This window comes from Mangrovibacter plantisponsor (assembly GCF_003182475.1).
GTDB lineage: Bacteria > Pseudomonadota > Gammaproteobacteria > Enterobacterales > Enterobacteriaceae > Mangrovibacter > Mangrovibacter plantisponsor.
This window is the reverse complement of the sequence record NZ_QGTS01000003.1, coordinates 21,005-40,258: the sequence shown is the minus strand read 5'-3', so window position 1 is coordinate 40,258 and position 19,254 is coordinate 21,005. Positions and strand designations below refer to the sequence as shown.

Annotated in this window: 15 protein-coding genes and 1 pseudogene; 11 read left to right on the top strand and 5 right to left on the bottom strand. The window is 49.8% G+C overall.

Annotated features, from left to right (window positions below; genetic code table 11):
- Positions 1–14 precede the first annotated feature (14 nt).
- Together prs and dauA are read left to right on the top strand one after the other, a co-directional pair.
- The gene (prs, locus tag DES37_RS05060) at positions 15–962 is read left to right on the top strand and encodes a ribose-phosphate diphosphokinase (protein WP_146211492.1); all 948 of its coding nucleotides are present in this window, start codon (positions 15–17) and stop codon (positions 960–962) included.
- 120 nt (positions 963–1,082) lie between these two features.
- Positions 1,083–2,777: a C4-dicarboxylic acid transporter DauA gene (dauA, locus tag DES37_RS05055; protein ID WP_110025095.1), complete on the top strand. Its 1,695-nt coding sequence runs from the start codon at positions 1,083–1,085 to the stop codon at positions 2,775–2,777.
- Between the two features lie 61 nt (positions 2,778–2,838).
- Here dauA and ychH read toward each other — a convergent pair whose 3' ends face one another.
- Positions 2,839–3,114 carry a stress-induced protein YchH gene (gene ychH, locus DES37_RS05050; RefSeq protein WP_036105245.1) on the bottom strand — a complete coding sequence of 92 codons (276 nt, stop codon included), beginning with the start codon at positions 3,112–3,114 and terminating at the stop codon, positions 2,839–2,841.
- Positions 3,115–3,444: 330 nt separating this feature from the next.
- Between ychH and pth the strand changes: the two genes are divergently transcribed.
- From pth to DES37_RS05035, 3 genes and pseudogenes are all read left to right on the top strand, one after another.
- On the top strand, positions 3,445–4,026 hold the full coding sequence (pth, locus tag DES37_RS05045) for an aminoacyl-tRNA hydrolase (RefSeq protein WP_036105540.1): 582 nt from the start codon (positions 3,445–3,447) through the stop codon (positions 4,024–4,026).
- A 167-nt stretch (positions 4,027–4,193) separates the two neighbouring features.
- Positions 4,194–5,288 (top strand): redox-regulated ATPase YchF, encoded by a 1,095-nt coding sequence (ychF, locus tag DES37_RS05040; RefSeq protein ID WP_036105242.1) that lies wholly within the window; start codon positions 4,194–4,196, stop codon positions 5,286–5,288.
- A 205-nt stretch (positions 5,289–5,493) separates the two neighbouring features.
- Positions 5,494–6,581, top strand: a pseudogene (locus DES37_RS05035) (IS3 family transposase).
- A 110-nt stretch (positions 6,582–6,691) separates the two neighbouring features.
- On the opposite strand, the gene DES37_RS05030 reads toward DES37_RS05035, so the two are convergent.
- The 4 genes from DES37_RS05030 to DES37_RS05015 form a co-directional block, all read right to left on the bottom strand.
- Positions 6,692–7,501, bottom strand: coding sequence for an oxidoreductase (locus tag DES37_RS05030; protein WP_110025094.1), 810 nt, complete (start codon positions 7,499–7,501; stop codon positions 6,692–6,694).
- Entirely contained in the window at positions 7,494–10,604 is a 3,111-nt protein-coding gene (locus DES37_RS05025) for an efflux RND transporter permease subunit (RefSeq protein ID WP_110025093.1), read from the bottom strand. Before DES37_RS05025 ends, DES37_RS05030 begins: the two co-directional genes overlap by 8 nt.
- Positions 10,601–11,710 carry an efflux RND transporter periplasmic adaptor subunit gene (locus DES37_RS05020; RefSeq protein ID WP_110025092.1) on the bottom strand — a complete coding sequence of 370 codons (1,110 nt, stop codon included), beginning with the start codon at positions 11,708–11,710 and terminating at the stop codon, positions 10,601–10,603. Before DES37_RS05020 ends, DES37_RS05025 begins: the two co-directional genes overlap by 4 nt.
- A gap of 76 nt (positions 11,711–11,786) precedes the next feature.
- Positions 11,787–12,401: a TetR/AcrR family transcriptional regulator gene (locus tag DES37_RS05015; RefSeq protein ID WP_110025091.1), complete on the bottom strand. Its 615-nt coding sequence runs from the start codon at positions 12,399–12,401 to the stop codon at positions 11,787–11,789.
- Positions 12,402–12,490: 89 nt separating this feature from the next.
- Between DES37_RS05015 and DES37_RS05010 the strand changes: the two genes are divergently transcribed.
- The 6 genes from DES37_RS05010 to DES37_RS04985 all read left to right on the top strand — a co-directional run bounded on the left by DES37_RS05010 (position 12,491) and on the right by DES37_RS04985 (position 19,224).
- Positions 12,491–13,957, top strand: coding sequence for an efflux transporter outer membrane subunit (locus tag DES37_RS05010; RefSeq protein WP_110025090.1), 1,467 nt, complete (start codon positions 12,491–12,493; stop codon positions 13,955–13,957).
- Between the two features lie 74 nt (positions 13,958–14,031).
- Positions 14,032–14,529 (top strand): hypothetical protein, encoded by a 498-nt coding sequence (locus DES37_RS05005; protein ID WP_110025089.1) that lies wholly within the window; start codon positions 14,032–14,034, stop codon positions 14,527–14,529.
- Positions 14,530–14,578: 49 nt separating this feature from the next.
- On the top strand, positions 14,579–14,944 hold the full coding sequence (locus DES37_RS05000) for a helix-turn-helix domain-containing protein (RefSeq protein ID WP_110025088.1): 366 nt from the start codon (positions 14,579–14,581) through the stop codon (positions 14,942–14,944).
- A gap of 466 nt (positions 14,945–15,410) precedes the next feature.
- The gene (locus DES37_RS04995; protein WP_110025087.1) at positions 15,411–16,421 is read left to right on the top strand and encodes a LacI family DNA-binding transcriptional regulator; all 1,011 of its coding nucleotides are present in this window, start codon (positions 15,411–15,413) and stop codon (positions 16,419–16,421) included.
- Positions 16,422–16,528: 107 nt separating this feature from the next.
- Entirely contained in the window at positions 16,529–18,253 is a 1,725-nt protein-coding gene (locus DES37_RS04990; RefSeq protein ID WP_110025086.1) for a GH32 C-terminal domain-containing protein, read from the top strand.
- Positions 18,254–18,255: 2 nt separating this feature from the next.
- The gene (locus tag DES37_RS04985; protein WP_211320538.1) at positions 18,256–19,224 is read left to right on the top strand and encodes a carbohydrate kinase family protein; all 969 of its coding nucleotides are present in this window, start codon (positions 18,256–18,258) and stop codon (positions 19,222–19,224) included.
- The last annotated feature ends 30 nt before the right edge of the window (positions 19,225–19,254 follow it).

Genomic DNA, 19,254 nt, shown 5'->3' with positions numbered 1-19,254 from the left:
CTGAGGTTCTTCTCGTGCCTGATATGAAGCTTTTTGCTGGTAACGCCACACCGGAACTAGCACAACGTATTGCCAACCGCCTGTATACTTCTCTCGGTGACGCAGCTGTAGGTCGTTTTAGCGACGGCGAAGTAAGTGTACAAATTAACGAAAATGTTCGCGGTGGTGATATTTTCATCATCCAGTCCACTTGTGCTCCCACCAACGATAATCTGATGGAGCTGGTTGTCATGGTTGACGCCCTGCGTCGTGCATCTGCAGGCCGTATTACCGCCGTGATCCCCTACTTCGGCTATGCCCGTCAGGATCGTCGCGTGCGCTCCGCTCGTGTTCCTATTACAGCAAAAGTTGTTGCTGACTTCCTGTCCAGCGTTGGTGTTGACCGTGTTCTGACCGTCGACCTGCATGCTGAACAAATTCAGGGTTTCTTTGATGTCCCGGTTGATAACGTTTTCGGCAGCCCGATTCTGCTCGAAGATATGCTGCAACTGGAACTGGATAACCCCATTGTGGTTTCTCCGGATATCGGCGGCGTAGTACGTGCCCGCGCCATTGCCAAACTGCTGAACGACACCGACATGGCGATTATCGATAAACGTCGTCCTCGCGCTAACGTTTCTCAGGTAATGCATATCATTGGTGATGTTGCTGGCCGCGACTGCGTACTGGTAGACGATATGATCGATACCGGTGGCACCCTGTGTAAAGCAGCTGAAGCACTGAAAGAACGTGGTGCAAAACGTGTTTTTGCCTATGCCACTCACCCGATTTTCTCAGGCAACGCTGTAACTAACCTGAAAAATTCCGTCATTGATGAAGTGGTTGTGTGCGATACCATTCCTCTGGCACCGGAAATCAAAGCACTGCCAAACGTGCGTACTCTTACCCTGTCTGGCATGCTGGCTGAGGCGATTCGCCGCATCAGCAATGAAGAATCAATCTCTGCAATGTTTGAACATTGATAGAGTGATTTACGTAAAACCCGCTCAGGCGGGTTTTTTTTGTTCCGTATTTATTTTGTAATACTAATTGCCTCCTTCACTGGTGTGACCACCTTGTGATGCGCATCTGGGTGCTGGATTGTGAAACGATCAATTTTTTCTCACCTTATGCCGTTCTATGCAGTAAAAGAAGCTTGCGTACAACAAAAGTACACGCTGGCACGTTTTTACCGTGACCTGTTAGCTGGCCTGACGGTTGGTATAATAGCCATACCATTAGCAATGGCACTTGCCATTGGCAGTGGGGTTGCTCCGCAATACGGGTTATATACATCAGCCATTGCCGGTATTGTGATTGCCATTACAGGAGGCTCGCGGTTTAGTGTCTCGGGCCCGACCGCGGCATTCGTTGTTATTCTCTATCCGGTATCGCAGCAATTTGGCCTGGCAGGCTTGTTGATTGCCACTATGCTCTCTGGCTTTTTCTTAATTTTATTTGGGCTGGCTCGTTTTGGCCGGCTCATTGAATACATCCCGCTTCCAGTTACGCTGGGTTTCACTTCGGGTATCGCCATCACCATTGCCACCATGCAAATCAAAGATTTTTTTGGTTTAACACTGGCCCATGTCCCTGAGCATTACCTGAATAAACTCTTCGCACTGATAACAGCCCTTCCTACCCTAAACTGGGGCGATACCCTGCCAGGGGTTGTTACACTGGGTACGCTAATTTTGTGGCCACGTTTAGGGATCCGTTTGCCTGGTCATTTGCCTGCACTGGTTGCCGGTTGCGCGGTAATGGCAGTGGTTAAAATGATGGGTGGGGATGTGGCAACAATTGGGTCACGCTTTCACTACCTGTTGCCCGATGGCAGCCAGGGGAATGGTATTCCGCAAGTTTTACCTCAGCTAATGCTCCCCTGGACTCTGCCAGGCAGCAGCTTTACGCTTTCCTGGTCCACTGTTCAGGCCTTGTTGCCTGCAGCATTTTCAATGGCGATGCTGGGAGCTATTGAATCCTTACTGTGCGCCGTGGTTCTCGACGGTATGACGGGAACCAAACATAATGCCAACAGTGAATTACTTGGGCAGGGCTTCGGTAACGTCATTGCGCCATTCTTTGGGGGGATTACAGCAACAGCGGCTATAGCCCGTTCTGCCGCTAATGTGCGTGCCGGGGCAACTTCACCTGTTGCAGCAATTATCCATGCAATTCTGGTATTGCTGGCAATTTTACTCCTTGCTCCCTGGCTTTCCTGGCTGCCGCTGGCTTCAATGGCCGCGTTGCTGCTGATAGTTGCCTGGAACATGAGCGAAGCGCACAAAGTCATTAACTTATTCCGCCGCGCGCCGCCAGATGACATTATCGTGATGTTGCTGTGTATGTCGCTCACGGTACTGTTCGATATGGTTATCGCCATCAGCGTAGGGATTGTGCTTGCATCACTATTGTTTATGCGGCGCATCGCGCAAATGACCCGCCTGGCGCCCGTTACTCAACCGTTACCGGATACCGTGCTGGCAACCCGTATCACTGGCCCGTTATTCTTCGCCGCTGCAGATGGCATTTTTGAGCAACTGACCGCGCAATTGCCAGGTAAACACGTAATTGTGCTCAACTGGTATGGTGTCACACTGTTAGATGCTGGCGGGCTTGCAGCCCTTGAGCGGTTTATCAGCCGGTTACCTGAAGGAACAGAGTTGCGCATCTGTGAGTTAGGCTTTCAACCTCTGCGCACGCTGGCTCGTGCAGGCGTGAAACCGATTGAAGGTAAGCTTACCTTCTTCCCCGGTTTTGATGATGCAGTAAAAGATATCGTGCATACTCAGGTGTAATAAAACAGCGCGCCCCAGCCAGAAAGCTGGCTGGGGCGCATAATAAGAAGCTAAGAACAATTTAGCTGTGGCGATGCTGTTTACGCTGGCAACGCTTATCAAAGTGGCGAACCCACCAGTAGCGGTCGGCAACCGCCTCGTGACCACTTACCCGCGCACCAACCAGCCAAAGTATGGCTCCCGCGAATATACTAAAAATAGCGCCATGGCCCAGCATCTCAGAAATATTCAGTTGAGGTAACTGATTCAGTACGGAAACACCAACCCCGGCAACCATCACCACGAGACCAAACCCCATTAAGAAATTGCCGAGTAACGAAGCGTTTTTACGTTTCATATGTCACCTCCGGTAAAAAGTGGTTCGGTGGGGCTTCCCCCTCCTTTGTCTAAAGTATAAGCAGAACAAACTGACGCAGTGTGCGTACAGGATCACAATAATGGCTTTAATATGACAAAATTTTACAAATAACTATTTGAATAAATGTATTTAATAATGATTGCCTCCATAAATTATCCATTTTTACTCCCATTATTTTCCCCTAAGTACATTATCTGGCCGTGCTGTAAAAAACAGTCCCGGGGCAGACCGCAATACCCGAACGTGCTTTGTCATCTCCGTGCCGACCCGCTAAAATACGGCGCACTTATTTAATGCAGGAAGATGCATGTGGCTATTAAGTTAATTGTAGGGCTGGCGAACCCTGGCGCGGAATACGCCGCGACCCGCCATAATGCTGGTGCATGGTATGTTGATTTACTCGCACAACGTCATAACCAGTCTCTGAAAGATGACCCGAAGTTTTTTGGTTATTCTGCGCGTATTCAGGTTAACGGGAATGATGTCCGGTTGCTGGTTCCAACTACGTTTATGAACCTGAGCGGCAAAGCTGTCCTGGCGATGGCGAGCTTTTATCGCATTATGCCGGATGAAATTCTGGTCGCCCATGATGAGCTTGACCTGCCGCCCGGGGTAGCGAAATTCAAAACAGGTGGCGGCCATGGCGGCCATAACGGCCTGAAAGATATCATTAGTAAACTGGGTAATAACCCTGGGTTCCACCGCCTGCGAGTGGGCATTGGTCACCCAGGTGATAAAAATAAAGTCACCGGTTTTGTGCTGGGTAAACCTCCACTATCCGAGCAGCAAGCTATTGATGCGGCTATTGATGAAGCCGTGCGCTGCACAGATATCTTATTCAAAGATGGCCTTACTCTGGCAACAAACCGCCTGCACGCCTTCAAAGGCTAGTTGTTTGCCACACTCTGGCGCGGTTGCACCGTTTTTTGCTGGCCGCGCCACACATGCAATTGCCGCCCTTAGATTGCGCTTTGTGTGTATAATAGGTATCAGACTATTTTATTCTTCATCAGGTTAATTATAACCCTTTGATTTAAGTGATTAAGGTGATCTAAACCATGGGATTCAAATGCGGTATTGTCGGCTTGCCGAACGTGGGTAAGTCCACATTGTTCAACGCACTCACTAAAGCGGGAATTGAAGCCGCAAACTTTCCGTTTTGCACCATTGAGCCAAACACTGGTGTTGTGCCCATGCCAGACCCACGCCTGGATAAACTGGCAGAAATTGTTAAACCACAGCGTATTTTGCCTACCACAATGGAATTCGTTGATATTGCCGGACTGGTTAAAGGCGCATCCAAAGGTGAAGGCCTTGGTAACCAGTTCCTGACGAACATCCGTGAAACTGAAGCGATTGGTCACGTTGTGCGTTGTTTTGAGAACGACAACATCATTCACGTGAACAATAAAGTTGACCCGGCTGACGATATTGACGTTATTAATACTGAACTGGCGCTGTCTGACCTGGACACCTGCGAACGCGCCATTCATCGCGTTCAGAAAAAAGCCAAAGGTGGTGACAAAGACGCCAAAGCTGAACTGGCTGCACTGGAAAAATGCCTGCCACAACTGGAAAATGCCGGTATGTTGCGTGCACTCAAAACACTGACAGATGAAGACAAAGCGGCTATCAAATACCTGAGCTTCCTGACGCTGAAACCAACGATGTATATCGCCAACGTCAACGAAGATGGTTTTGAAAACAATCCGTATCTGGATACAGTGAAAGAAATTGCCGCAGCAGAAGGCTCTGTCGTGGTTGCCGTGTGTGCTTCTGTTGAATCAGATATCGCCGAGCTGGATGATGCAGACCGTGACGAATTTATGGCGGAACTGGGCCTCGAAGAACCCGGCCTGAACCGTGTAATTCGTGCAGGCTATGAACTGCTTAGCCTGCAAACCTACTTCACCGCGGGTGTGAAAGAAGTCCGTGCATGGACTATCCCGGTTGGTGCTACTGCGCCGCAGGCCGCAGGTAAAATCCATACCGACTTCGAAAAAGGCTTTATCCGCGCGCAAACTATCGCTTATGAAGACTTTATTACCTATAAAGGTGAACAGGGTGCGAAAGAAGCCGGTAAAATGCGCGCTGAAGGGAAAGACTATATCGTTAAAGATGGCGATGTTATGAACTTCCTGTTTAACGTCTAAATAAAATTTGTTGTCTCATGAGGTTTCGCTGAATCTCATAGGAATCACAAAACCCTCTAAAATCCACGCAATTGCGTGGATTTTTTATTCCACATTGTCTCATGTGATCTCATGAAAGCACAGTCTAAAATGAGTGGTAATCTCCCCGAAAAACCAGTGTGTTTATAAGTAGAATTTTCTCGTAATCTGAACCGGGGAGATCTCTATGAAAAAGTCACGTTTTACTGACAGCCAGATCATGTCCATTCTGAAGCAAGCTGAGGCCGGAACTCCGGTGGCTGAACTATGTCGTGAACATGGCATGAGCAATGCCAGTTTCTATAAGTGGCGTTCGCGTTTTGGCGGGATGGATGCCTTCATGATGACCCGTCTGAAAGAACTGGAAGATGAAAACCGCTGCCTCAAAAAAATGTATGCGGAGGAGCGCCTCAAAACCGAAATCCTTCAGGAAGCCATGGCAAAAAAGTGGTGAAGCCATCGAGTCGAAAGCAGATGGCGCAGGATGCAGTCAGGAGCCGGAATGTCAGCATAAGTTTTGCCTGCCAGTTGTTTGTTGTCAGCGAAAGTTGCTATCGCTATCAGTCTCAACTGAATGAGGAAAATGAGGTCATTGCCGACTGGCTGCTCCGCATCACTGGCAGTCAGCGCAACTGGGGGTTTGGTCTGTGCTTTTTGTACCTGCGCAACGTAAAAGGCTTCCGCTTCAACCACAAAAGGGTGTAGCGAATTTACTGTGAACTGTCGCTGAACATGCGAATAAAGCCGAAAAAAAGACTGAAACGGGATAAACCTGAACCGCTGACGGTGCCAGAAAGTCGCAACGAATGCTGGTCGATGGACTTCATGCATGATCAGCTATCAGACGGTCGCTCCGTCCGTTTACTGAATATCATTGATGACTTTAATCGTGAAGCACTGGCGATTGAAGTGGATTTTTCCCTGCCAGCAAATCGTGTAGTGAGGACTCTCGAACAACGCATTGAATGGAAAGGTAAACCGGCAGCAATACGATACGATAACGGGCCAGAATATACCAGCAAGGTACTGATGTCATAGGCAGCTCAGCAGAATATAACGCTTCGTTTTCTTCAGCCTGGCAAACCTCAACAGAATTCCTGGATTGAGCGATATAACCGGACTGTACGTTATGACTGGCTGGGCCAGCACCTGTTTAACTCACTGGACGAATTGCAGGGCTATGCCACGCAGTGGCAATGGTTTTATAATCACGAACGTCCGAATATGGCACTGAATGGCTTCACGCCGATGCAGCATATTCAACGCATGGCCTGATTCTACTTATCACCTCCGTTAAAAATGGGGGGATTACCAGTTGCTCATGTGGAACAACTGGCATATCCACCGGAGTGAACTATTGCAGACAAGGGCCGATTGTTAAGTGGCTATTCTTTCATTCCAAAGGTTTTTCTCAGTCCTTTACTGACCATACTGGCAGGTGCAAAGCGGCGTAATCTGGCCAGCAGTGTGGCTTCTGCTCCGGGCGTATTGCGCATTTTCCATGGGCCCAGCGCAGCGGTCACAATTGTTCCTGCAACGCTCTCAGGCAAGGATGCCGTTCCGACTTGTTTCAGTATGGCCCTCATGGTCTGGCCTCGCGCCTCTTCATAAAAGGCCATCTTTTCTGCCGTTTCAGCGGAATTCACATCAAGTTTTGTTCTTGTAAAAGAAGGCTCAACCAGCGTGACACGAACACCGCTTCCACGTAGCTCGTGATCCAGGGTTTCAGACATCCCTTCCAAAGCGTGTTTGGACGCAGCATAGATGCCCATAAAGGGCGCGGGCAGAAAGCCCAGCACCGAGCTGACATTCACGAGGCGCCCGCTTTTCTGGTTTCGCATGTACGGCAGTACGGCTCTTGTCGTACGTAATGCGCCAAAAAAGTTGGTATCAAACAGCCGGGTGGCTTCCTCCACTGATGTTTCCTCAACCGCACCAATCAGGGACACTCCCGCGCTGTTAACCAGAATATCAATCCGTCCGGCTTTGTCTATCACCCTTTCAATCGCCTGTTGCACCGAATGTTCCTCGCGGACGTCCATTTCTGTCAGTGCAACGCCATTCAACGGGGCTGCAGTGTTGATATCTCTGACAGTACCAAATACCTGACAGCCTCTGGCTTTAAAGGCCTGGGCGGTCGCCCTGCCAATACCTGATGACACGCCGGTAATCAGAACAACTTTATGTTCAGACATTGTTTAATCCTTCAGAAGTTGAATGGTTTTCCGCTGACGAGTTTGAATCCGGGCTCTTTATCCGGAACCAAATGGCATACATGGCTGGCAGGAACACCAACGTAATAATGGTCCCACCCAGTGTCCCGCCTATCAGTGTGTAGGCAAGTGTTCCCCAGAACACAGAATGGGTTAACGGAATAAAGGCCAAAATGGCCGCCATCGCTGTGAGCAGTACGGGCCTTGAGCGCTGTACCGTTGCCTCAATGACCGCATGAAATGGGTCAAGCCCTTCCAGCTCGTTATGATGAATCTGCCCGATAAGGATTAAGGTGTTACGCATGAGAATTCCCGAAAGAGCAATCAGACCCACCAACGCATTGATGCCAAAGGGCTGGTTGAAGAGCAGTAAGGTAGGCACCACCCCCACCAGCCCCAGAGGTGCGGTCATAAAGACCATCACCATCGCCGACATCGAGCGCACCTGGAGGATGATGATCAGCAGAGTCATGGCTATCATAATTGGGAATAAGGGTGCCATCGCTTTGGTGGCTTTCCCTGACTCCTCAATCGAGCCAGCTTCCTCAATACGGTATCCATCAGGAAGCGTTGTGATGATGGGCTGCAGTTGCTTCATAATTGCAGTGGAGACATCCGGCGGCTGCCAGGATTCGGCGATATCACCCCGCACTGTTATGGTTGGCACTCGGTCACGACGGCGCAGCACAGGATCTTCCATCCGCACTTCAACCTCGCCAACTTGCGATAATGGGATACGCTGCCCTGCAGAACCGACTAAGGTGAAGCCCGCTATCTTCGCTGGATCAAGCCTGATATCGCCGGCAGCACGTCCTATGACCTGCACTGAACGGATATCTTCACGCACAGCGGTGACCGGAACACCCGAAAGCAGGAACTGAAGCTGCTGGGCCACAGCATTTGACGTCAGCCCCACCGCCTGCAGCCGGTCCTGATTCAGGGTGAAATGCAGTGTCGGCACGCGTGAGCCCCAGTCCGTGTTGACCGTTCTCATCAGCGGGCTGGCCTGCATCACTTTCTCCACTTTGTACGCGAGGTCACGTAATACAGTCGGATCCGGCCCCATCACTCGGAAGGCAACCGGATAGGGTGAATACGGGCCAAACACCAACTGGGTTACGCGAACTCGCGCCTGCGGGGCCAGTCCGTCAGCCACAGCCTGGCGAAGACGGAACTTGAGCGCCTCACGGGCTTCCTGGCTGTCGGTCAGGATAACAATTTTCGCAAAAGAGGGATCGGGCAGCTCCGGTGCCATAGCGAGATAAAAACGGGGTGAACCCTGCCCGATATAAGACGTCACGATTTTTGCTTCTTTCTGGCGCTTGAGCCAGTCCTCAATTTTCGTTACGGCGGCGCTGGTTTGTTCAATGGAGGTGCCATACGGCATCTGCACTTCCACCAGAACCTCAGGCCGGTCAGACGTCGGGAAAAACTGTTTTTTCACCAGTGCCATGCCGAGAACAGCAACGGTGAATACCGCGATGACAGAACCTGCCACCAGCCATTTTCGTGCGATTACCCGTGTCAGCAACTGACGAAAACGGTTGTAGCGGCGGGTGTTGTAGATAGCATCATGCCCTCCTTCAACCGTTTTGATGTCAGGCAGCATTTTCACCCCGAGATACGGCGTAAATACCACCGCCACTACCCAGGAGGCAATCAAGGCAATCCCCACAATCCAGAACATATTGCTGGTGTATTCACCCGCCGTGGATTGCGCGAAACCGTTGGGCATAAAGCCAACGGCCGTGACCAGCGTACCGGCCAGCATAGGTGCAGCTGTGTGGCTCCAGGCATACGCCGAGGCTTTTATTCGGTCGTAACCCTCTTCCATCTTCACCACCATCATTTCAATGGCAATGATGGCATCATCCACCAGTAAACCGAGCGCGAGAATAAGCGAACCCAGGGTAATACGGTCGAAGTTTTTACCTGAGGCTTCCATGATCACAAAGACAACAGCCAGCGTCAGTGGCACAGCAGCAGCGACCACCACGCCCACACGCCACCCCATGCTGAGAAAGCAGACCACCATCACGACCAGCAGCGCCACAAAAAACTTGACCATGAACTCGTTTATGGCGGATTTGATGTTAACAGACTGATCGGTGACTTTAGAGAATGTCATGCCGAGTGGCATATCCGCATTGATGCTGGCGACTTCCTTATCCAGCGCTTTCCCCAGATCCAGACCATTCCAGCCTTCACGCATCACGATACCAAGCAGTAGTGCAGGCTCACCCTGACTACGCACCATAAAGGTCGCCGGATCTTCGTAGCCGCGTTTCACTGTCGCCACATCAGAAAGCTTCAGAATTCTTCCATTAACCACAACCGGCGTTTCACGAATTTTCTCAAGGTTGTCAAACGCTCCATCCAGACGGATAAAAACCTGTGGCCCGTGAGTGTCTATCGAACCGGCAGGCGTCAGTACGTTTTGGTTGTTAAGGGCAGAAAATATATCTTGTGGAGAGACCCCCAGTGTTGCCAGACGGTCATGGGAAAATGAGACAAATATCCGCTCCGCCTGTTCGCCGATAATATTGACCTTTTTAACGCCGGGAACATGTAATAAGCGCTGGCGTAATGACTCGGCATCACGTACCAGTAGCCGCTGTGGCTCTCCTTTTGCCTTAAGAGCAAAGAGCGCAAACGTGACATCGGAGAACTCATCGTTGATCATCGGGCCGATCACGCCTGCGGGCAGGTTTTTTGCCTCATCACCCAGCTTTTTACGCGCCTGGTAAAACTCTTCCTGAACCTGAGAAGGCGGTGTTCCATCCTGTAATGCGAGTGTGGTAAAAGCCAGGCCGGGGCGCGTGTAGGTCTCCGTGCGGTCATACCATTTGAGTTCCTGTAGCCGTTTTTCCAGCGGATCGGCTACCTGGTCCTGCATTTCCTGAGCCGTGGCTCCAGGCCAGGCAGAAATGATGGTCATTTGCTTGACAGTGAACGGTGGGTCTTCTGCGCGACCCAGTCCAAGGAACGAGAGAATGCCAGCTATGGTTATCAACAGGATAAGAAACAGCGTAATTGAATGCTCGCGCACGGCAAGCGCGGAAAGATTGAAACGCCCGCTACTCATGGCCGACTCCCGGCGACACTGACATCGCTCTGTTTCGCCAGCCGGACAGTCTCACCATCATGCAGCAGATGAGCCCCCAGCGCCACGACCTGTTCGCCGGGCTTAAGGCTGCCGGTCACGTTTGCAGCATTATCCCCGAGGCTAACAATCTGTACGGGCCGCCATGTCACCCTGGCTGGGGTGCCTGAAATACACCAAACCCCCGGGCCTTTACCCGCGTCAAAAATGGCGGCTAAAGGCACCTGCAGCAACGACCGGGATGTTTTGTCCTCAGCAATATGGATGGTGACAGTGGCACCAAGGGGCGCGCCAGACAAGGGGCCATCGAGCACATACCGCGCCTCAAACGTGCGCGTCAGCGGATCAGTTGAATCAGAAAGCAACCGCAGTTTCGCGGAAACAGGTTGTTCATCGCTGCCGTACAGCGAGGCCTGCGCCTCGCTTCCAATGGCCGGGCGAAGCGTCTCAGGCAACTGGACAACAGCTTCTCGTTGCCCTGCTCTGGCAAGCCTGATAACTGGCTGCCCGGCACTAACAACCTGACCCGGCTCAGCCAACGTTTCCACCACCACGCCGTCAGAATCAGCCACCAGGACTGCGTAGTTCATGGCGTTTTGCGCCACATTTGCCTGTGCCTGGGCGGCACTGAGATCAGCCCTGGCCGTATCTGCAGCGGTCTTAATCTGATCGTAAGCGGATGCCGATACGGCACCTGCTGTGACCAGACCGCGATATCGTGCTTCGTCGTCCGCTGTCTGTCGGGCGCGCGCTTTTGCTGCGGCGACAGCCTGCTGCTGAGCCTGCGCCTGCAGCCTCAGATCAACGGGGTCCAGACGCATTAATGGCTGGCCACGTTTCACTGTCTGGCCGGTATCAACGAGACGTTCCAGGATTTTGCCCTGTACCCTGAAACCCAGGTCGCTCTGAATTCGTGCAGCGACCACCCCCGTGAAAGCTCGGGAATAATCGGTTGCGTTGATCGCAGTTGCAGACCTGACGAGAGGTGGCAGGCTGCGTGGATCACTGTTATCGGAAGCATCGCCACAGGCCGCAAGGGCAAACGGCAACAGACAAATAGCAAAGGTGACAGGTTTAAGCCCGAACATGGGTTCCCTTAATTAATTAGACAGGACAGGAATCACATATTCGAGCAGGTGACCATTTTTGTCAATAGTCACTACGCTATGGTGATAAACTTCTCAGGATCAATGACGACAGTAACGCGGCCGCTGCCTGGGCGTCATCAAGATTATATTGCAGTTGAACCGGGCTGATATAAGGCCGCATAACCATAAAGATCGCATCCGTAGCCTCGTCAAGAGGCGTTTTTCTTTCGAATTCACCTGCCTTTCGCCCTTCCACAATGATCTGCTCAATAAGCTTCCGCAGGCGCTGCTCATGCGCTTGTGCTGAAGGCCAGTTATCACGCGCTGCAACAGCAGCAATGTCGTACAACTTACGGTCATGAAAAAATAAATCACTGCCAGATTCTGATAATGTTCTGAATAATCGTCTTATTTTCTCAGACGCGGTCGGCGCATCGGCAATCGCAGCGTTGACAATTTCCATTATCATCGCCAGCCGGTTGGAGCAAATCACTTCACCAATCGCCTGTTTGGAGTCGAAAAACTTATAAATATAAGCCTTTGAAAAACCGATCGCTTTGGCGAGGTCGGAGACAGTGGTTTTTTCATAGCCAAAGTGACCGAAATGCTCAGTGGCTGCGTCAACAACCTGATCACGGACACTGTGGTCGGTAGGCCCCCGTGAAGGGGTATTGTTCATCTGTTTAGTCATTATTCCAACTTATCTCAATAAGACCTGATTGACAACGAGTGACCATTTGGTAATGTAGTCACAATTTAAATTCAACTCAAGGGTTCTTCATGTTTTCCCTAAATACGCTTGCACTGATCGTGGGTACTTCCCTCCTGGCGGGTTGTACCGTCGGGCCAGACTATCATCGCCCTGAGGTACCACTTGCGGAGCGTTATCAGGCTCAACCGGCCTTACAGCAGGGTAATACATCCGAACCTGCCAGTTACGCAATCTGGTGGGAGAGCTTCGGCGACCCCTTATTAAGTCGGTTGGTTGCTGACGCTCTCAAGCAAAATCTCGACCTCGCCCAGGCTTCCGCCAGGATGGTACAGGCCCGAGCAGGGTTGGGAGCCGCAACCGCAGCGCTGCTCCCTTCGGGCAATATCAGCGGACAAGCAGCCCGCGCCAGGCAGTCGGTTGAAACACCATTGGGTCAGGTGCTCAATTCAACACCGGATTATAATCGCTACGGCAATTCTTATGAAACCGATCTCAATGCAAGCTGGGAGATAGACCTGTTTGGTGGCCTGAGGCGAACCCGTCAGGCTGCTCTGGCCGATTATCAGGCTTCTGAGGCCGGTGTCGCGGCCACACGTCTGGCTGTCGCGGCGCAAACTGCGGATATCTATATCACCCTGCGCGGATTGCAGACCCGGCTGGATATTGCGAATAAACAGGTCATCACACAACAACAACTGCTGGAAAAAATTCAGCTGTTGTACAGCAAAGGGCTGGCACCAGAATATCAGGTTCGCCAGACTGAAGGCGTACTTGAACAGGTAAAGGCAACGGTACCGGTTCTGAACAATGGGCTTGATGCCGCCATGAATGCGCTGGACGTTATGCTGGGTACGCCACCCGGGACGCATCGTGCGCAACTGGCTGCATCGGGGGCTATTCCTCATACACCAGCAATTACTGCAATGGGTACCCCGGCTGACCTGCTTCGCCGCAGACCCGATATTATTGTGGCCGAGCGTCATCTGGCGGCATCAAGCGCCCGTATCGGCGTGGCAGTCAGCGAGTATTATCCAAAGTTTTCTCTTAACGCGCTGCTTGGCAGTGCAACGGCAGTGTCAGGGGGTAATCTTTTCACTGCCGGTGCCAGCCAGTCGGCAGGTGTACTGGGGTTACGCTGGCGGCTTTTTGACTTTGGCCGTATTAATGCACAGATAGAGCAGGCGAAAGGTCAGGAAGCAGAAGCACTTGCCGCTTACCGGCTGTCCGTATTACGCGCAACGGAAGACGTTGAAAACGCCTTCTCGGCGCTGGTCAATCGTCAGACACAAGCAGCCATACTGACCCGAGGTGAAACCTCTCTTGCCAGTGCACAACAGTCATCATTCATCGCGTTTCAGCATGGCACGGCCAGCCTGATTGACGTGCTGCATAATGATGAAACGCTTCTCCAGGCTTCCGATGCAAGAGCGCAGGCGCAGACAGAATCAGCCCGTGCAGCAGTGGCAGCATTCAGGGCTCTGGGTGGTGGCTGGCAATCTTCATTATCTGGTGAAGTGGCAAATAAACCCGGGTAAACGGACTCTCTGGCTTTTTAAACAGAGAAAAAAGTTGTTTCTTCAAATGAGCATAACGGAAACATGGTGGCAATATGACGCGAATTGGCATTCTTGGGATAAATAATCTGACTGAAAGCTTCCTGGTCGAATTGTTCCGTCTTGATCCTTGTGCTCATGTTTTTCTTTCAGCCGGGGATTCTGAACAGGTAAGCCAGCTTGCAAGAAAGTTTCCCTGCTGGGTTCAGGACAATTGCCAGTCCGTAGTAGATGAGGCCGATACTCTTATCATCTCCCTTCAGAAAATTAGTTCAGACAATATTCAGGAAAATATTAAGTACAGACAAACACAGTTAGTCCTTTTGTTAGATACCACGCCGTCATTCAATAAAGAAAACATTCCATCTAAAGCAGAGAGCTTTATACAGCAACACGTTGTACTGCATAATGTTTCGCCCTGTTTCCATTTAACCAGTGAACAGATTGATAACTATCTCTTTGTTCTTCGGGTTCAGCTAACCTCCATAAAGGTCACGCATTCGCTGGAGATAAATATTCAGACATTATCTGAATCAGCCACACCAAAGATCTAAGGATGAAACATCATTCTGTCCGGGGGCAGAATACGTCGAGAACCGTGCCATGAAAAACAGAAAAAATTTCATTAGTGACTTAATTCTATGGATAAATAACAATATTGAATCGCATCTGAAAATCGATGACATAGCCATTAAATCCGGTTATTCAAAATGGCACTTACAAAGATTATTTTTAGCGGAGACCGGACAAACTCTTGGTCATTTTATCAGAGAAAGGAAACTAATTTTGATTGCTGATAAACTCATAACATCAAATGAGCCACTGATTAGTCTGGCCATAAAGTATGGTTTTGACTCTCAACAATCATTTACCAGAGCGTTTCATAAAAAGTATCAACTACCTCCACAAAAGTACAGAAAGAAATTTAGCCTTCAGCATAGTGACGTTTTTTATTCTGATGGTAAGTAAAATAACTATAACAACATAAATAAGTCACTGGATTTGGGAGGCCGTGACCTCTCTTTTTTTCGAAAACGGAACTGATACCACAAAAAAACAATGGTTGATTTTTCCCTGATTAATAAAACTTGCAAGCAAGATCATCTTTGTTGCTGCATCAATATACCTGACGCTCCTGGCTGGAAGACTACACCAATGTATTATCGAAGGTAGAAACCATGATGTTTTCAGCATCCGATGTTGTTTCATGGTCAGATCGCAATTGCAACTATCCGCTTTAGACCAACAGCAGCGTACCGCTGATGGATTACATTCACTAATGTTGCTAAGCGGACGAGTTTGGCTTGGCTAATTCTGTGGAGTTGATCAAGATTTCATGTAACGTTACAACACGAGATCCGCCCGACATTTTTCATCACTCTTTGTTTTATACTTGTTGTTAATTATGTAACGCTTGTAACCGATAACATTATTTATGGCTTCAATACGAGATGTAGCAACCAGAGCTGGCGTTTCTACCGCAACGGTATCCCGGGTGATTAACAATCATCCCAGCGTAACAGTACAAACTCGTCGTGTTGTACACGAGGCAATGGATTTTCTTTGTTACGTACCAAACAGAAATGCAGTCCTACTGAGTGGCAAATGCTCCGGGCTGATTGGTTTGGTGGTCCCCAATCTGGTTAATCCGCATTTCTGTGAACTTCTGTCTTCACTGGAAGAAGAGGCTCGCTACACCGGGAAAACCATTCTGGTTAAGACCCACCAGAATCAGCCGTTTCAGGATCGGCAAATGATAAGAGCGCTGGCTGGCATGGGTATTGAAGCGCTGATTTGGGTTCCAACTGAGGCGGAATCGTCACTCTCCGCGTGGCTGCAAGCTACGGGCATTAATACTGCCGTGGTAACGCAAACTTCCCGCTTCTTTAATTCAGTTTCCAACAACCAGGAACGAGGGGCTGAAAAGGTTGCCGAGCACTTTATTGATACTGGTCGCACCCGCTTTGGTTTTATCGGACAGGATGGTGTGGATAACCGCAAGATGTCCGCCTTTTGTAAGAAAGTTCGTAGCCGCGGATATCAGGTGGAAAAGCAACATAGCTACTGGATCCCCAAAGGGGACGGCGAAGATAACCGAGGGCATATCCACTCACTGGATAAAATTGTTGATAATATTCTTACACAAGAGGATAAATTAAACTGCCTGTTTATTTATAACGATGTAGCGGCAAGCTATGTTATTGAAAATCTGCGACGCCGTAACATTCGCATCCCTGGTGATATCGCTATCGCCAGTTTTGATAACACTATTATCGCCCAAATGCTGAATATAACGAGCATTGCTCAACCAATAAATGAAATGGGTAAGCTGGCCTTCGAGATAATTAACGCCTCAGAAAAAAAGGAAGGTATTGACTCTATTGAACTGACTACCAAGTTAATAATTCGCGAAAGCAGCCTGGGTATGACTGTGACAAAAGTATAACTGTTGCTTTGCAGTTAATATAAACTCAGCAGATTAATTAACTCTATGGTGAGCCATGGAGAGAAAGTTAATTGCAAAAAATTCATCACCACCGGAAAGTATATTCTATGAAAAAATTAACATTACCTGTTACTTCAGGAATGAGGTTTGATATTTGGCTGAAACGCAGCCGCGAAAACAACTCGCCTCTATTACAGTTTTCAGCAGGAGGGGAAATTATCTATGCGATAAAAAAGGCCGCTGATTATCATCAGTATTTCACCTATACGCATTATTCCGATCAGCCGCTAACCATTGAATGGGAGGAGAATGCCGCAGATATATCTCTTTTTTATTACTGGCTGCCGAAAACCTTAGCGCAGGAAGGCGTTACCTTTTTGATCAGTGATACACACACGCTTTACCCTGTTGGGCGCAGCAAGATGGTGGACTGGTATTCGAAGGAGTCGCTACGTCCGGCGCTTCATTTTTCCCCGTTTATAAACTGGATGAACGACCCTAACGGACTATGCAAAATCGACGAGACATACCATCTCTTCTATCAATATCATCCGCACAGCACTGAATGGGGACCAATGCACTGGGGGCATGCTGCCAGTGAGGATCTTTACCACTGGCGGCACTACCCTGTCTTTCTACAACCGGAGCAAAACCTCGAGGCGCTGGGCGCGACTGGTGGTGCGTTTTCCGGCACCGCTTTTCAGGAAAATGACGGTAAAATCCGATTCTGGTTTACAGAACGTCTGCCAGCGTACGATCTTTATAAGGGCTATCGTGAAGTACAAAAGTGCGCTACATCAGGTCCCTGGCTGGATAAAGTTGAATCAGTAAAGCAGGTCTTGAGCGAGCTGCCAGCAGGCGTAGGTTGTGATTTCCGAGATCCGAAAGTCTGGTTCGATGGTGAAAGAAACCACTATTTTATGCTACTTGGCGCGTCAGTGGATGGCGATCCGGCAGCACTGCTGTTCACTTCGGCAGAAAGTGATGAGTGGACATTCGACCACGTGCTATGGCGAGCGGATAGACACTTCAGGGAACACGGTGGTCGTTGTGTTGAATGCCCGGATTTTTTCTCCATCAACGGGAAATGGGTATTAATCATCGGCATCGTTGGCTATACCGAGCCACAAACCGGCCGTCATAACTTGCTCTATGCCCAGACCGGAGATTTCAACAGCGGTCGCTTTACACCTGATGATAAGCCTTTGCAGACGCTGGATTTCGGCACCGATTTTTATGCCTTACAAACTTTTCGCGACGGGCAGCAGATACTGGGTTTCGCCTGGCTCTATAACTGGGCCAGCAAAAAAAGCGCTGCGTCAGTCTACAACGGTGAAATGTCTTTGCCGCGCCGCTTTATGCTCAATAACCATGGGGCTCTGTGCATGCAGCCGTTGCTACCACCAGAAGAATGCGTTAGACAGCAAACTGACCATCATCAGGCATGCCAAAATGGATTGCTGCGTCTGTCTGTCGATACGCAGCAGTCATTTTCACTGAAACTGACCGGAAAGGACATATCCCGGCTGCTTTTGATACTGAATGGGGAAACAGGCGAACAAGCAGAACTGTGTTACGCCGAAAACTGGCTTACGCTTCGGGCTGAAGGTCATGACGAAGGGCAGTATGGCGCTTACGTTGAAAAGATCGAGACGCTTGAGCTGTTTTTTGACGCTGGCATTGTTGAGGTTTTTGCCAACGAGGGAAGCCATTGCGGCACACGGCGTTATTACCATCTCAGTCGCTGTAATGAGCTTACGCTGAAATACAATTCATCAGCACGGATAGCCACGGCACGACTGACTCAATACCGTAGCATTTGGGAACAATAACCATGAATATGAAAACAAATACAAAAAGCCAGAACATTATCTGCCTGGGTGAGCTGTTGATTGATTTTGTTTGTACCGACATTGATCAGGGATTGGTACAGGGAGAAAAATTCCTCAAGAAAGCGGGCGGCGCGCCAGCAAATGTCGCAGTCACTATTGCCAGACTGGGAGGGGCAGTCCGGCTGGCTGCGCAGGTTGGGAACGATCCTTTCGGTGAGTTTCTTATCCAGACGCTGCGTCGTGAATCGCTGGATACCTCGTTGATTATACGTGATAATCAAGCGCCCACGACGTTGGCTTTTGTTGGTATTCAGCATGACGGTGAACGTGATTTTGTTTTCTGCCGAGGGGCCGATGGTCATCTGGCGCAACATAGCCTGCCAGCAGATTTTTTGCACGACAGTAAAATCGTTCATCTGGGCGCCGCTACAGGTCTACTTGACGGCGAGCTATATAAGACTTACTTCGCCGTAGCGCAGATTGCAAAGGAGAAGGGAAAAATGCTTTCGTTTGATCCCAACTTCCGCAGCAGTCTATGGGGTGGCAATGAGGCTGAGTTTATTCACCGTTGTGAGCCGTTGCTTGCAATGGCTGATGTGATAAAAATGAGCGAAGAAGAGCTAGCCCTGATAACCGGTTATAGCGATCTGGCAAAAGGTTGCCGCTATTTACATGACCGGGGAGCAACCTTCGTTAACGTTACGCTCGGCAACCGCGGTACCTGGGCCAGCTACTGGGACGGCAGGCAAGAGCAGGTTCCTTCCATAGAAGTTAAGTCAGTGGATTCGACAGGTGCCGGAGACGCGTTCGTCGGCGCACTGCTGTTGCGGTTTACTCAGCGGGATATAACACAAATAAACTATAACGATTTCATTACAGACGTTACCTGGGCCAATAAAGTTGGTGCATTAACCTGTACGCGTTTTGGTGCTATCGATGCGATTCCAACACTGGCCGAACTGATGCCGTAAAAGCCTTTAGGAATTTTAATTCAACAATGA

Excerpts from the sequence above, each read along its gene's own strand:
- ychH (WP_036105245.1), bottom strand. The coding sequence starts at position 3,114 with ATGAAACGTAAAAACGCTTCGTTACTCGGCAATTTCTTAATGGGGTTT.
- ychF (WP_036105242.1), top strand. The coding sequence starts at position 4,194 with ATGGGATTCAAATGCGGTATTGTCGGCTTGCCGAACGTGGGTAAGTCC.
- DES37_RS05030 (WP_110025094.1), bottom strand. The coding sequence starts at position 7,501 with ATGTCTGAACATAAAGTTGTTCTGATTACCGGCGTGTCATCAGGTATT.
- DES37_RS05025 (WP_110025093.1), bottom strand. The coding sequence starts at position 10,604 with ATGAGTAGCGGGCGTTTCAATCTTTCCGCGCTTGCCGTGCGCGAGCAT.
- DES37_RS05020 (WP_110025092.1), bottom strand. The coding sequence starts at position 11,710 with ATGTTCGGGCTTAAACCTGTCACCTTTGCTATTTGTCTGTTGCCGTTT.
- DES37_RS05015 (WP_110025091.1), bottom strand. The coding sequence starts at position 12,401 with ATGACTAAACAGATGAACAATACCCCTTCACGGGGGCCTACCGACCAC.
- DES37_RS05010 (WP_110025090.1), top strand. The coding sequence starts at position 12,491 with ATGTTTTCCCTAAATACGCTTGCACTGATCGTGGGTACTTCCCTCCTG.
- DES37_RS05005 (WP_110025089.1), top strand. The coding sequence starts at position 14,032 with ATGACGCGAATTGGCATTCTTGGGATAAATAATCTGACTGAAAGCTTC.
- DES37_RS05000 (WP_110025088.1), top strand. The coding sequence starts at position 14,579 with ATGAAAAACAGAAAAAATTTCATTAGTGACTTAATTCTATGGATAAAT.
- DES37_RS04995 (WP_110025087.1), top strand. The coding sequence starts at position 15,411 with ATGGCTTCAATACGAGATGTAGCAACCAGAGCTGGCGTTTCTACCGCA.
- DES37_RS04990 (WP_110025086.1), top strand. The coding sequence starts at position 16,529 with ATGAAAAAATTAACATTACCTGTTACTTCAGGAATGAGGTTTGATATT.
- DES37_RS04985 (WP_211320538.1), top strand. The coding sequence starts at position 18,256 with ATGAATATGAAAACAAATACAAAAAGCCAGAACATTATCTGCCTGGGT.